Here is a 13,508-nt window from a genome sequence, read left to right as displayed (position 1 = left end):
TGATTTAACTTCAATTTTTACTTATCAACACACATTATACATGAGAGTAAAAAATTATGTAAGTAGCTATTATCAAACAATTTAAGACATCATATCATGTTAAATCATTTAATAGTTATATTGTTATATTCATCAATGAGATAGAAAATGAAATTTGATAGAATATATGAGTACGAAATTAAAAGTGAGGTTACTTATTATGGGAAATGTCGTTCATAAATTAACTCAAAGTGAAATAGATCAATTATTATCACAAATTCAATTTGAAACAACTCAATTGCCACAAGGCATGAGAGCACGAACTAAATACCAAAACACTACAATTAATATATATCATTCAGGAAAGGTCATGTTCCAAGGAAAGAATGCAGAATTAGTAGCTCAACGCATGTTACCAAATCAAGCTATATCTTCATCTTCTCAATCAAAAACATCTACCTCTAAACAGTCGTCAATTCAATATAACAAATATAATTGCATAGGTAGTGATGAAGCAGGTAGCGGTGATTACTTTGGTCCTTTAACCGTCTGTGCAGCATACGTCTCAGAGAAAAATGCACAAGTTTTAAAAACCTTAGGCGTGGATGATTCAAAAAAATTAACAGATGACAAAATTGTTGAACTAGCTGAACAGCTCATTACTTTTATCCCTCACTCACTACTAACTTTAAATAATGTGAAGTATAATGAGCGTCAAAAGATGGGCTGGTCACAAGTAAAAATGAAAGCCGTTTTACATAATGAAGCAATCAAAAATGTTGTTCAAAAAATTGACGTGGATCACTTAGATTATATCGTGATTGACCAATTTGCTAAACGGGAAGTATACCAGCATTATGCACTTTCCGAACTACCATTTCCTAAAAAAACTCAATTTGAAACTAAGGGTGAATCAAAATCACTAGCTATTGCAGCAGCTAGTATTATCTCGCGATATGCTTTCGTAAAACATATGAACCAAATAACACAACAAATTAAAATGGAAGTTCCAAAAGGTGCAAGTAATAAAGTTGATTTATTCGCGGCTAAAATCATTCAAAAATTTGGCTTAAGCCAACTTGATGCTATATCTAAAAAACATTTTAAAAATCGAGATAAAGCACTAGCTTTAATCGAGAAAAAATATACTTAAATATACAAAGACCTATCCTCATTAAAAATTTCATTTTAAGGATAGGTCTTTTTTTAGTTAATTATCTTATTGTAGCACCTTGCTGTTGTAAGGCTTCTAAAATTTTGTCGTGTACTGCTGTTACACGTTCGTCTGTAAGAGTATTTTCAGTATCTAAATAATTCAATCTAATAGCTACTGATTTTTTACCTTCTTCTAAGTGTTCACCTTCGTATACATCAAATACTAACGTATCATTTAAAATGTCTTCCCCATTATTATGAATAGTAGATATTAAATCTGAAGCAGGAACTTCATGATTCACTTCTAACGCTATATCTCTTGATACACCTGGGAATCTAGGTATTGGTTCATAATTAATATAACCAACAGATACTCTCATAATAGCGTCATAATTTAATTCAAATACATATGTGCGTTTTAAATCATTTTCTGCAGCAAGTGTTGGATGTAACTCACCAATAAAACCAATATCTTCTCCATTTAACGAAACTATAGCTGTTCTACCTGGGTGTAAACCTTGGATTTGACCTGCTCTATAATCAAATTTAATATTTAGTTTTTCAGCTACGCGATCAACAACACCCTTAGCTAAATAGAAATCTACTGACTCTTTTTTACTTTGCCAAGCATGATTAACATATTGTCCCGTTAAAATACCGCTTAAATATTCGACTTCATCTGGTAACTCTCCTTCCCCATTACCGAAGAAGACACGACCAATTTCATACAATTTAACATCTGAGTTTTTACGCGCAACATTGTATGCCACAGCTTCAATAAGATGCGGTAAAAGACTTTGTCTTAACGTAGAATGCGCTTCACTCATTGGCATCAATAATTCGATAGTAGGACGATCTTGTAAAGCAAAGTCCTTAGCGTGATCTTTAGATATTAATGAATAAGTGATAGCTTGATCAAGCCCAGCACCTTCAAGAGTTTCTTTTACAGTACGTGTTTTATATTGACGATCTGTTAGTGATCCACTTGTTACATCTTCAAATACAGGAAGCGTTGAAGGAATTTCGTCATAACCATATATACGTGCAACCTCTTCAATTAAATCTTCTTTAATTGAAATATCTTTACGACGAGATGGCACATTAACTGTTAATTGTCCATTTTGATTTTGGGTATCAAACCCGAGTTGTTCAAAGATGTTAACGATATCATCGTCACTTAAGTTAAATCCAATTGTTTGGTTTACCTTTTCAGCAGTAATATTGATTGGAGTAACCATTGCTCCTAAATCACCTGCTGCTACTCTATCTTTTAACACTGTACCTGAAGCATATCTTTCTAGTAAATAACAAGCTCTATCTACTGCTTCATCAACAAATTCAGTTGCAATACCTTTTTCAAAACGGCTTGATGATTCACTTCTTAGGTTTAAACGACGAGAAGTATGACGAATAGATACTGGATCAAAGATTGCACCTTCGATAACAACATTGCGTGTTTGATCAGTAACTTCTGAGAAGTCTCCTCCCATAACACCACCTAGAGCTATCGGCTCATTGCCGTTTGTAATAACGATATCTGAATCTAATAAGTCGCGCTCGGCGTTATCTAAAGTCGTCATTTTTTCATTTGAATTTGCTTGTCTTACTTCAATCTTTTGTGAACCAATTTGATTTTGGTCAAACATGTGAAGTGGCTGACCATACTCTAATAGAACATAGTTAGAAATATCTACCACATTATTAATAGGGCGAATTCCCGCCTTCATCAAGCGTGCTTGCATCCATACTGGTGATGGCGCAATCGTTACATCATGAACGATTCTTGCACTGTAATAAGGTACTTTATCTTCATTTTGAACTGTAACAGATAATTCATCACTGGCTGATTTATCACTTTCTTGACTTGAAGTTTGAGGTTTTGTCATTTCAGTTTGGTATAAAGCAGCTACTTCATAAGCTGTGCCCACCATACTTAATGCGTCTGCACGGTTAGGAGTTAAGTCAAATTCCATCACCTGATCATTAAGATATAATGCTTCAAGCGCATCTGTACCTGGAGTCACTTCTGTTGGAAATACATAAATACCTGATTCGAACGCTTTAGGCGTAACGTGACTTGAAATACCTATTTCTTGTAACGAACAAATCATACCTTCTGAGCGTTCACCACGTAGCTTCGCACGTTTAATTTTAACGCCACCAGGTAGACGACCTCCAACTTTCGCAACAATGACATGCTGACCTTCATCAACATTTGGAGCACCACATACGATTTGAACCGGCTCATCCTCGCCTAAATCAACTTGACAAATATTCAATTTATCGGCGTCTGGATGCGGTGCTTTTGACACAACATGACCAACCACTAAATTTTTAATATCTTTCGTATAATCGATAATGTCATCAACTTCAATACCTGTGCGTGTAATTCTTTCAGCTAAATCTTGAACAGGTTGATCAACATTGACATAATCTTTTAACCACTCATTTGAAATCAACATTATTGGTCACCTCTATCTTCTACTGCTTTAAATTGATCTAAGAATCTAACATCATTTGTATAGAAATGACGAATATCTTCAATACCATATTTCAACATTGCGATTCGATCTGGCCCCATTCCAAATGCGAATCCTGAATATTCATTAGAATCAAAGCCCGCCATTTCAAGAACGTTTGGATGTACCATTCCAGCGCCTAAAATTTCAATCCAACCTGTATGTTTGCAGACATTGCAACCTTCTCCTTTACATTTGAAACAAGAGACATCAACTTCGACTGATGGTTCTGTAAAAGGGAAATAACTTGGACGTAGACGAATTTCTCGTTCAGCACCGAATAATTTCTTGGCTAATAACTCTAAAGTACCTTTCAAATCACTCATTTTAATATTTTTATCAACGACTAATCCTTCAATTTGTGTAAATTGATGACTATGTGTCGCATCATCCGAGTCACGACGGTACACCTTACCCGGACAAATAATTTTAACTGGACCCTGTCCACCACGTTTCTCCATTGTTCGTGCTTGAACTGGTGACGTGTGCGTACGCATTAATATTTCTTCAGTAATATAGAAACTATCCTGCATATCTCGTGCAGGGTGAGACTTAGGTAAATTTAAAGCTTCAAAATTATAATAATCTTGTTCAACTTCATACCCATCTACAATCTCATAACCTAAACCGAGGAACAAATCCTCAATCTCTTCAACTGTTCGAGTAAGAGGATGCTTTGAACCCATCTCAATATGGCGACTAGGTAATGTCACATCAATCGTTTCCTCAGCAAGCTGTTGGTTTAATTTCTCTTCTTTTAATAACTTTTGTCTTTCATCTAATTCATTCTGAATTGTTTGACGCAATTCATTTACTTTTTGACCATATGCAGGTTTCTCTTCATTAGGTAAATCTTTCATATTTTTCATTAAACCACTTACTGAACCTTTTTTACCTAAATATTTAACCTTTACATCTTGCAATGCACGTTCATTATCTGCTTCATTAATATCAACGAGAGCTTGTTGTTTTAATTCCGCCATCGTATCATTTTGAGTCATGACCGAACTCCTCCTTTTAATGCCACTATTTTTTTTTGAAAATGAAAACTCAAATACTTCAACATCAAAAAAGCTTTCACCCCATATCGAACTGGGACGAAAGCTTTCCGTGGTACCACCCAAATTTATGCCTAAGCATACACTTGTATATCTATTGATAACGGAATGACAATTCCGACTTAAATTTCTTTAAGTAACCAAAAAGATGAACAAAATTATTTCAAGTTGGAATAACTTTCAGTCACGGTTATTCTCCCTTTTCAACTTTCTAAATAATTTACGTCTTTTTATCGGTTGATCATTTAATTGTTTCAGTGATGTTTAAACGCTAATGAATACTTCATTTTTTAATAAATTCATCAACTATTATAGCCGAAATTTGAACAAGGGGTCAACCTTTCAACTGGTAGAGTAATATACTACCTGCAATAGCAACATTTAAACTCTCAGCTTTACCATAAATGGGTATGATAAGATTTTGTGTTGTTTGTTGTAATAATTCTTGGTTCACACCTTCACCTTCGTTGCCTAATAATAAAGCAAATCGTGATTGAGCCTCTATCTCTTTAAAGCTTACTGCATTTTCGAGTGCTGTTCCATACACTGGGCCATCAAATTCATTAATGTAAGTTGTTAAATCCTTAATAACAATAGGAATATGGAATATACTACCCTGACTCGCTCTCATTACCTTATCTTGATATGGGTCTGCAGTCCCCTTTTCCATTACAATTAAATCTATGCCAGCAGCATCTGCAGTGCGAATTAATGTACCTAAATTACCTGGATCTTGAATTCGATCAATTAATAATACTTGTTGCGCTTCGGTATCATTATAATGTGGCTTTTCAATCACCGCAAAGAAACCTTGTGGAGTTACAGTACCAGAAAGAGCTTCAGCCACTTTCATATTAATTTCATATGTTTCATTCGCGTAATCAATTAGGTCCTCATCTGTTCTGTCAGGTTCTATTACAAATAATTGCTTTATTTCAATACCACTTTGATACGCTTCTTCGATAAGGTGTATTCCTTCTATTAAAGCTAGACCTGTCTTATCACGATCACGTTTCTTTTTTAACTTATTTGCATTTTTTATTTTATTATTTTGAGCAGACGTAATTTGTTCCATGATCATTTCTCCAACTCTTAAGTTAATGTATTCATATTGTAATCTAATATCAATTGATTTCAAAGTCCACTATAATTTTTAAATTTAATTACTACTATAAAAAAGAAGCAAGCGAAGGTTTGAAATTGACATAATTTGTTTCAATTATGTTTAGACAACAAACTCTCGACTTGCTTTAGTTTGTATCGAAATCAAGTATTTTTAATTTCAATTAATCACACTTACTTCTTTTAATTACAGTACACATTATTTAAAGTATTGGTATCCAATATCATATTTCTTAACTACGTTTTCAAGAATTGGGCTTGATGCATCTGCTGATTGGTGACGAACATTTTTATGTGCTTTTTTAAACACATCTGATTGTAACCAATCAATAAAAGCTTGTTCAGATTCCCATATTGTTAAAATTTTTACTTCATCATAATCTGGTTGTTCTTTAGTATTTGTTACAAACATCCCTTTAAAGCCTTCAAGTGTTTCAATACCATGTCTTGTGTAGAACCTTTCTATTATATCTTGAGCTGTTCCTTTATCTAATTTTAATTTATTTTCAGCCATAAATTTCATGATGTTTTCCTCTTTTCTGTTAATTTATTTTGACTAGCTTCGCCACAACAACAATTCTTCCTGATGTTTGGTTATAAGCGTCCTCGCAAGTAGACAAAGTAACTATCTTGTCTTGATTACTAATTTGAACTTTTGTTTGTATCTCCGATTTTTTCTTTGTATTATCTATAAAATGTTGAAATTCAGATGGTGTTTTAAAATCTGTTTGTATATAGTTATCTTTCGTAGTAGTGCGATATGCACTAAAGACTTGTAATAGATATTTTCCATATTTCGTGTCGTATTGAATATCTTGATGCTGATCAAAGTAACTTTGTTTTAAATACTTTTCTAGTACATCAAACATTGTATTATCACCCATGTGGTGACCATAAATAATAGTATTCGAATTAGGAGTTTTTACAGAATTTCGATAATCCATAAAAATACTTCCCTTACGTGTCTTTTCATGATCAAAATCTTCTCTTAAATAGTCATGATTGGTTTTACCTTGTAATACTGGATAATTTAATGATGTTCCTTTAAGTTGTATCCACCCAACAATATCTTTATTAATAGATTCTAATTTAGAAAATTGTGGACGTACCTCATTTTCGTTAGACAGGGACTCTGACTTAAATTGTTGTTGTAAATTTTTATACCTTTTAGCTGACGCTTTGTCTTCAAGATATGTTTTAAACAACTGATAACTAAAGATAAGGATGACTGCTATTAATACAATTTGAATAAGTCTAACGAATTTAATCATTTGAATCCCTCACCCTTTTTCTACAAACAATCATGCCACATTCACTGTCATTTATAATTTTAGCGTCAATTTGATACATTTCTTTTAAAATTGTTTCATTAATCACTTCTTGAGGCGCACCTTGCGCAATAACTCCTTTATCATTTAGGCAAATCACTTCATCACTATATTCTATTGCTTGATTAATATCATGAAGTACCATTATAAAAGTAATATGATAATGATCTTTTAAAGTACGAATAGTATCTAAAACTTGATATTGGTAATGAATATCTAAATATGTGGTTGGCTCATCCAATAAGATGTAACGAGGTTCTTGCACTAATGCAGTTGCTAAAAATACTCTTTGTGCTTCACCTCCAGATAATGACGCCAATTTTTTATTCTGAAGATTTACTAAATTCAGTTGTTGAAGAATGTTTTGAACAATTGTTTCTTTTTTTACATCCATTTTCAACCAACTTTCATGACTATATCGTCCAAGTTCTATGTATTGTCTTACAGTGAATCCTTCCGGAATATTCATCTTTTGATGCACTGTAGCAAGTTTACGTGCAAATGCTCTCTTACTAAATGTTTTCAAATCTAACTCATCTAAATATATAACACCTTCTGAAGGCTTCAAATTTCGAGAAAGTAACTTTAACAGAGTGGATTTTCCACATCCATTCGGTCCGATAATAGAAGTAATTGCATTAGAGCTAAATGTTAATGACAGATTTTTTATAATTTCCGAATCATTCTTATATTGAAAATGAAGCCCCTTAACTCGCATCATTAACAGCTCCCTTACAAATAAGATAGATTAAAATTGGACCACCTATAAGCATCATAATGACATTCGCTGGTATTTCGAGTGGTGGATGTAACGTTCTACCTAATAAATCAGTTGTAACAACAAACCATCCTCCTAAAATTATAGATAGTGGTATCACTTCTTTATAATTACTACCAATTAACTTACGTACAATATGTGGAATAATTAAGCCTACAAAAGCTAGTGGACCTACAATTGCAGAAGAAGCACTCGCTAGAAACACAGCTACACCCCCAATGATTAGTCTATATTTAGTAATGTGAAAGCCTAAATTATTAGCTTGTTTATCCTCTAAAGCTAATAAATTCACTTTAGACGTTAAAAGCATTGTGATTACTAAACCTATACTCGCTGATATTCCGATAATCTTAACATCATTCCATGTTTTCATAGTTAGTCCTTGAGGTATTTTCAGAAATGGATTCTGTGCAAATAAATCAAGTACTCCGGTTAGCATTGCATACATTGCTACACCGATTAATATCATACGTGTAGGTTGAAATTTGAATTTCACACTTAAGAGAAATAATAATAGAAAAGGTATCATTCCTCCTAGAAAACTAAGTAAAGGTATGACAAAAAATAATTGGGGTGTCACCAATATTAGAATCATACGCATGACAAGTGCTCCTGATGAAACACCGAGTAGTTGCGCCTCGGCTAAAGGGTTTTGCAAAACTGCTTGCAATAATGCCCCAGATACCGAAAGCATTGCACCAACACATAAAGCGATAATGATTCTAGGTAATCTTAAATCAATGATTGTGTCTACATTAGAAACATGACCAGTAGTAAATTGGGTTAATATATCTTTAAGAGAAATAGGTATCGTACCAACAATAAATGACACATATACAGTCACACATAGGAGGATAATTGAAATTAGAAAGAGTAATTTAGAGTAGTGTTGTAACATTATTTCCCCCATCACTTTTTATAAAATAGATTATATAACTGTGTCATAGCATCATCAGCGTCCACGTTTGCAGTGATACCAAATGGTACTTCCTCTAAATCATAAACTTGATTCGTTTTAACTGCTTTGAAATGCTTCCAAATATCATTTTGTTTAAATTCTTTTTGGAACATTTTCTTAACTTCATCTGGCATCCCGTGAGGAAGTCTTAATATAATATCGGGATTAACATTAACTAAATGTTCCGTGTTAGAAGAAATATACTGTTTAGAATGGTCTTGTATGACATTCTCTCCACCAGCGATTTTTACGAGATCTCCAATATATGATTTATCAGTGGCAACTAAATAACTGCCAGGTATCCCCATAAGTATCAGTACCTTAGGATGTTTCTTTTGTTTTGCAACTTTACTTTCAATATTCTCTTTCACAGAATTAAGGTGATGATTTAGTTCTTTAGCCTTCTTCTCCCTATTAAACTGTTTACCAAGTTCAGTAATAGATTTTTCCATGCCATCTAAACTATCATAATCATAGAAGTAACCTTTCATGTTTAATTGTTTATAAAAGGGCTTCATTTCATCTTTAATAGTAGATACACTCAAAACATGTGTAGGATTCACTTTTTTAACTGCCTCTACACTTGGTTCCATCGGTTGGCCGACTTCCGGAACATTTTTATATCGATCTGGTAACTTTTTATAAGATGTGGGCTTACCTACAATAGGTAAATCTAACTTATCTAATGTCATCGTTAAAGCGACGGTAGTAGGTACGATACGAATATCCTTCGATTCAGCTTTATCTTTCTTTTTATTGCTATCATCCGCCTCGCAACCACTGAGTAAAACGATAAATAATATGATAGTAAAAATTATTCGGGTTTTTCTCATTTTTTCGACTCACTCTTTCTTTTAACAAAATATGTTGCGATTAAAGCTAAAATTGCCAATAAAATAACAGAGCCAAGAAGATAGTATGTATTTCTATGATTAGGGAGTACATCCTCATTATGGTCTTTTTTTGCAACTTTCTTCTTATCAGCATCTCTATTGAAGCTTGGATTAGGTTTATCTTTTTCCTTTTTAAAAGGATTAAGTTGAGGCAATTGGCTATACCTAGAATTAGTATTTGTATTTAAACTAGCTGGAGTATTTGAATTAGTCCGATTTAATGAATCTGAGCTCGGTTTATCTGTACTTGGTTTAATTGATAGATTGCTATTTGAATTAGAAAATTTATTTTGTTCTTCTCTATTGATAATCTGATTTGACGACATATCTTGTTGAGTTGATTGTTTTGACTCTTTTAGATGACTATTCTCATTTTTTATTTCATTAAATTGTCCTTCTTCTGTTTTTAAATTTTTTCTTAGGCTCTCTTTATCATCAAACTGATTAGACTTGTTATTCTGAGCGTCTTTGTGGTTAACCTTTTCATCATTCTTTTCGCTATGTTTCATAACGATACAAGTGGTATACGTATGGTCGTAATGTATCGATGGTATTTTAATGTGGATACGAGATTTTACTTCTTCTTTTATGTTAATAAGGGGTATTTGAATGGTTACCGTATCTTGTTCTTTATCCTCATTTACAATACTCACTTTTAATTCTTTATCATGTTGGTAGAATTTATAACTTTCCCACCATTCTCTGTTTAATAAAGTCATTACAAAATATGTTTGATTACCGTCATTAACAATATAACCAGGATGTTTTACATACTCATCCATATGTGAAACATCCCTATTATTCTGTTTACGAACGTAAAATTCTATCGTTTGTTCTATCTTATTTCTAATTTGTTGATGATCACTATGGCGTTTCGCATGATTTTTATCTTTTTCAAAGCTTTCTTTAATATAATAATCGGCTGATGATAGATTTTTATCATCAGCCTTTACTTGATAAGTATCATTATTTAAAGATATTCCTAAAGTAAACGCTATAACGAATAATTTCATCATTAAGCGACTACAATATTTCATTATTCATTACCTTTTTTTAATTTGAATGACAAAACTGAAATTGTAATTAATACAAATAGAGAAGCTATAGGAATTAAATATGTATATGTAGGGATTCCACCACTAGTTTGAGGATTTTCAGCAGTTGATTTATCTTGGACAATATTTGGTGATCCAGTCGCTCCACCATCTTTACCATCAAATTTAAAAGTAATATTGTAATGATGATCATATTTGAATGGCTTACCATTTACTGGCTCATTGATGTAAACTGCAATTGTTCCGTTTACTTTACCAGAAGCTTTGTTTACCACAAATTCAGATGTTCTCATGTCTTTACTAGCATCTTTGCTAATAATTTTCTCTTTGCTACCCTCAATAGTCATTCCAGTAATCCAATGACTATGATTAACTGTGATTTGAAGTACTTTCTTCCCATCTTTTTCAATTAATTTTGCAGGCTTCTCAAAATAGTCATTTGCCATCGAAGTATCATTTGTATTATATTTTAAAACTTCAAAATTAATAGACTTACCTTCGGCTGCGTAACTTACATTAGGTCCCCAATTCACTAAAAATATTATTAAAACTAAAACAAAACTTAACGTTTTATAAGTCACTTTCATTTATACAACCTCCATAAGAGTGATAAAACTTGATAAATTACTCACCCTAATTCTTGTAAAAATAATAAATGAAAATAGTTATCAACGTCAATATAAAATTGATAATATTTTTAATTAGTTGTTTAAAGTTATAAAAATATGCTAATATATTGTTTGACCATTATCATTGGATAATGTTTTATTTCACTCTAATTCTATAACTTCTCAAAAGACAACTGAGACAACTACTTATCAAAGGAGAGAATAAGTTATGAACAAACCTAACAATTTTTCAAATGACAAACCCACTCAGAAAAATCACTATTCAATTAGAAAATTCACGGTTGGTACTGCTTCTATTATTGTAGGTTCATTCCTTTTCTTCGGACAGGCACATGCTGAAGAAGGCACGGAAGGTAATACTTGGCAAAGAGAAGCTGTAGGTACCGTTAACACAGCTGGTCAACCGAGCACTACAAGTCAAGACCAAAATAATCAAGCTGGTACAGGTACTCCTGCTGCTACACAAACAGGTCAAGATGGAGCTAAAACAAACACTGCCGACCACCAAGGTCAAGGCACTGCAGAAGCTACAGGAACTCAAACTAATCAAGCCGATGCTACACAAACAAACCCTAGTCCAAATACTACCGGACAAGATAACCAAGCTACTAGTACTCCACAAGGAACTCAAACTGCTGGCACAGGTCAAACTGCGCCAACTACAGCTACTGGAGATACTCAAGCTAAACCTCATGCTGAAACAGCAGATCAAGGTAATGGAGCTACTGTGACTCCTAGTCCTCAAAATGATGCAACTTCCCCAGCAGCTTCAACAAAACCAGAGGCAACGACTGGTCAAGATGCTACATCTAAACCAGGTACTACTGAAAACAATAGTACAGGTCAAGGTGCTCAAGCTGGTACTGTAGGTGCTGGAACACCTACTCCATCTCAACCTGAAACACAACCTAATACAGACACTACAGGTTCAGCTAAACCAAGTACTAGTACTACTGATCAAGAGAAACCTAATACAGAAGATCATGGAGAACAAACAGGTACTTCAGCTGGTAATGCTCAAAATGCTGCAGGTACTCCTGGCGAAACTAAACCTAATCAAGCTACACCTGCTCCAAACAATCAAGATACTCAACCAGGTAATACTAATAATGATGCTGCCACAACTCCACAACCTGGAACTACAGGACAAGATACTCAAGGTACTCAATCTAAACCTGGTACAACTGAAACAGGGACAGCTCAAAATACAGGGACTACAGATACACAAGCTAAACCTGAGGCTGGCAATCAAAATGCAGGAACTACTGTGACTCCACCTGCTGATAAAGATAATCAAGCTGGACAAGGTACTGCAGGCACTGCAGGTACTCCTGCACCTGAAACTAATAACGGTGCGACTGGTACTCCTGGAACTACTGCACCTGAAAATAACAACCAAGCTGGACAAGGCACTACTGGTACTACAGGTACTCCTGCTCCTGATACTAATAACGGTGCAACTGGTACTCCTGGTCAAACAACGCCAAATGGTCAAGATAATCAAGAAAAACCAAGTACTCCTGGTAATGAAAATCAAGAAAAACCAGATACTAATAATGCTGAACAAGCTAAACCTACTACTCCGGAACAAAATGGCCAATTAGGTGCTGGTGTTAAACCTGGTACAGCTAATCCTGATCAAAATACTGAAGTTAAACCTAATGAAAACGGTAATACTAAACCTGGTACAGCTAATCCTGATCAAAATACTGAAGTTAAACCTGATGACAATGGTAATCCTAAACCTGGTACAAATACTCCAGATCAAAACAATCAAGCTGGACAAGGCACTACTGGTGCTACAGGAACTCCTGCTCCTGATACTAATAACGGTTCAACTGGTACTCCTGGTGAAACAACACCAAGTGGTCAAGATAATCAAGAAAAACCAGATACTAATAATAATGGACAAGCTAAACCTACTACTCCGGAACAAAATGGACAATTAGGTGCTGGTGTTAAACCTGGTACAGTTACTCCTGATCAAAACAACGAGCCTACAGGTGCTCAAACTGGTGGAGACACTGGCGGAAA

At 33.9% G+C, this 13,508-nt stretch carries 12 protein-coding genes; 2 read left to right on the top strand and 10 right to left on the bottom strand.

The features are described from left to right. Positions 1-199: 199 nt before the first annotated feature. Positions 200-1,132 (top strand): ribonuclease HIII, encoded by a 933-nt coding sequence (gene rnhC, locus HMPREF2642_RS08100; protein WP_030065257.1) that lies wholly within the window; start codon positions 200-202, stop codon positions 1,130-1,132. 61 nt (positions 1,133-1,193) lie between these two features. Here rnhC and pheT read toward each other — a convergent pair whose 3' ends face one another. The 10 genes from pheT to isdC form a co-directional block, all read right to left on the bottom strand. After that, positions 1,194-3,596 (bottom strand): phenylalanine--tRNA ligase subunit beta, encoded by a 2,403-nt coding sequence (pheT, locus tag HMPREF2642_RS08095; RefSeq protein WP_030065255.1) that lies wholly within the window; start codon positions 3,594-3,596, stop codon positions 1,194-1,196. Further along, positions 3,596-4,654, bottom strand: a complete 1,059-nt coding sequence (gene pheS / locus HMPREF2642_RS08090) for a phenylalanine--tRNA ligase subunit alpha (protein ID WP_002435139.1) — start codon at positions 4,652-4,654, stop codon at positions 3,596-3,598. Before pheS ends, pheT begins: the two co-directional genes overlap by 1 nt. Positions 4,655-5,045: 391 nt before the next feature. Then, positions 5,046-5,786 carry a TrmH family RNA methyltransferase gene (locus HMPREF2642_RS08085; RefSeq protein WP_049428485.1) on the bottom strand — a complete coding sequence of 247 codons (741 nt, stop codon included), beginning with the start codon at positions 5,784-5,786 and terminating at the stop codon, positions 5,046-5,048. A 246-nt stretch (positions 5,787-6,032) separates the two neighbouring features. Continuing rightward, on the bottom strand, positions 6,033-6,356 hold the full coding sequence (locus HMPREF2642_RS08080) for an antibiotic biosynthesis monooxygenase (RefSeq protein WP_030065251.1): 324 nt from the start codon (positions 6,354-6,356) through the stop codon (positions 6,033-6,035). Positions 6,357-6,375: 19 nt separating this feature from the next. Beyond that, positions 6,376-7,104 carry a class B sortase gene (gene srtB / locus HMPREF2642_RS08075; protein WP_070597774.1) on the bottom strand — a complete coding sequence of 243 codons (729 nt, stop codon included), beginning with the start codon at positions 7,102-7,104 and terminating at the stop codon, positions 6,376-6,378. Continuing rightward, positions 7,097-7,879: an ABC transporter ATP-binding protein gene (locus HMPREF2642_RS08070; protein WP_030065247.1), complete on the bottom strand. Its 783-nt coding sequence runs from the start codon at positions 7,877-7,879 to the stop codon at positions 7,097-7,099. Before HMPREF2642_RS08070 ends, srtB begins: the two co-directional genes overlap by 8 nt. Beyond that, positions 7,869-8,837, bottom strand: coding sequence for a FecCD family ABC transporter permease (locus tag HMPREF2642_RS08065; RefSeq protein ID WP_037582579.1), 969 nt, complete (start codon positions 8,835-8,837; stop codon positions 7,869-7,871). Before HMPREF2642_RS08065 ends, HMPREF2642_RS08070 begins: the two co-directional genes overlap by 11 nt. 11 nt (positions 8,838-8,848) lie before the next feature. After that, a complete protein-coding gene (gene isdE / locus HMPREF2642_RS08060) occupies positions 8,849-9,730 on the bottom strand; it encodes a heme ABC transporter substrate-binding protein IsdE (protein ID WP_030065243.1) in 882 nt (293 codons plus the stop codon). Next, positions 9,727-10,806, bottom strand: coding sequence for an NEAT domain-containing protein (locus tag HMPREF2642_RS08055; RefSeq protein WP_070597876.1), 1,080 nt, complete (start codon positions 10,804-10,806; stop codon positions 9,727-9,729). The genes isdE and HMPREF2642_RS08055 overlap by 4 nt, the downstream gene beginning before the upstream one ends. A 20-nt stretch (positions 10,807-10,826) precedes the next feature. Next, positions 10,827-11,432 carry a heme uptake protein IsdC gene (isdC, locus tag HMPREF2642_RS08050; protein WP_023350450.1) on the bottom strand — a complete coding sequence of 202 codons (606 nt, stop codon included), beginning with the start codon at positions 11,430-11,432 and terminating at the stop codon, positions 10,827-10,829. 250 nt (positions 11,433-11,682) lie between these two features. Here isdC and HMPREF2642_RS08045 point away from each other — a divergent pair. Continuing rightward, positions 11,683-13,508 (top strand): YSIRK-type signal peptide-containing protein (locus tag HMPREF2642_RS08045; protein WP_256276644.1); only part of this gene is annotated, 1,826 nt, incomplete at its 3' end.

This window comes from Staphylococcus sp. HMSC055A09 (assembly GCF_001809655.1).
In the GTDB taxonomy this organism is placed as follows: domain Bacteria; phylum Bacillota; class Bacilli; order Staphylococcales; family Staphylococcaceae; genus Staphylococcus; species Staphylococcus capitis.
The sequence above is the reverse complement of the archived record's forward strand: the minus strand, read 5'-3'. Positions and strand labels throughout refer to the sequence as shown.

What these genes read in the sequence shown, in the direction of transcription:
- rnhC (WP_030065257.1), top strand. Translation starts at nt 200, where the DNA reads ATGGGAAATGTCGTTCATAAATTAACTCAAAGTGAAATAGATCAATTA.
- pheT (WP_030065255.1), bottom strand. Translation starts at nt 3,596, where the DNA reads ATGTTGATTTCAAATGAGTGGTTAAAAGATTATGTCAATGTTGATCAA.
- pheS (WP_002435139.1), bottom strand. Translation starts at nt 4,654, where the DNA reads ATGACTCAAAATGATACGATGGCGGAATTAAAACAACAAGCTCTCGTT.
- HMPREF2642_RS08085 (WP_049428485.1), bottom strand. Translation starts at nt 5,786, where the DNA reads ATGGAACAAATTACGTCTGCTCAAAATAATAAAATAAAAAATGCAAAT.
- HMPREF2642_RS08080 (WP_030065251.1), bottom strand. Translation starts at nt 6,356, where the DNA reads ATGAAATTTATGGCTGAAAATAAATTAAAATTAGATAAAGGAACAGCT.
- srtB (WP_070597774.1), bottom strand. Translation starts at nt 7,104, where the DNA reads ATGATTAAATTCGTTAGACTTATTCAAATTGTATTAATAGCAGTCATC.
- HMPREF2642_RS08070 (WP_030065247.1), bottom strand. Translation starts at nt 7,879, where the DNA reads ATGCGAGTTAAGGGGCTTCATTTTCAATATAAGAATGATTCGGAAATT.
- HMPREF2642_RS08065 (WP_037582579.1), bottom strand. Translation starts at nt 8,837, where the DNA reads ATGTTACAACACTACTCTAAATTACTCTTTCTAATTTCAATTATCCTC.
- isdE (WP_030065243.1), bottom strand. Translation starts at nt 9,730, where the DNA reads ATGAGAAAAACCCGAATAATTTTTACTATCATATTATTTATCGTTTTA.
- HMPREF2642_RS08055 (WP_070597876.1), bottom strand. Translation starts at nt 10,806, where the DNA reads ATGATGAAATTATTCGTTATAGCGTTTACTTTAGGAATATCTTTAAAT.
- isdC (WP_023350450.1), bottom strand. Translation starts at nt 11,432, where the DNA reads ATGAAAGTGACTTATAAAACGTTAAGTTTTGTTTTAGTTTTAATAATA.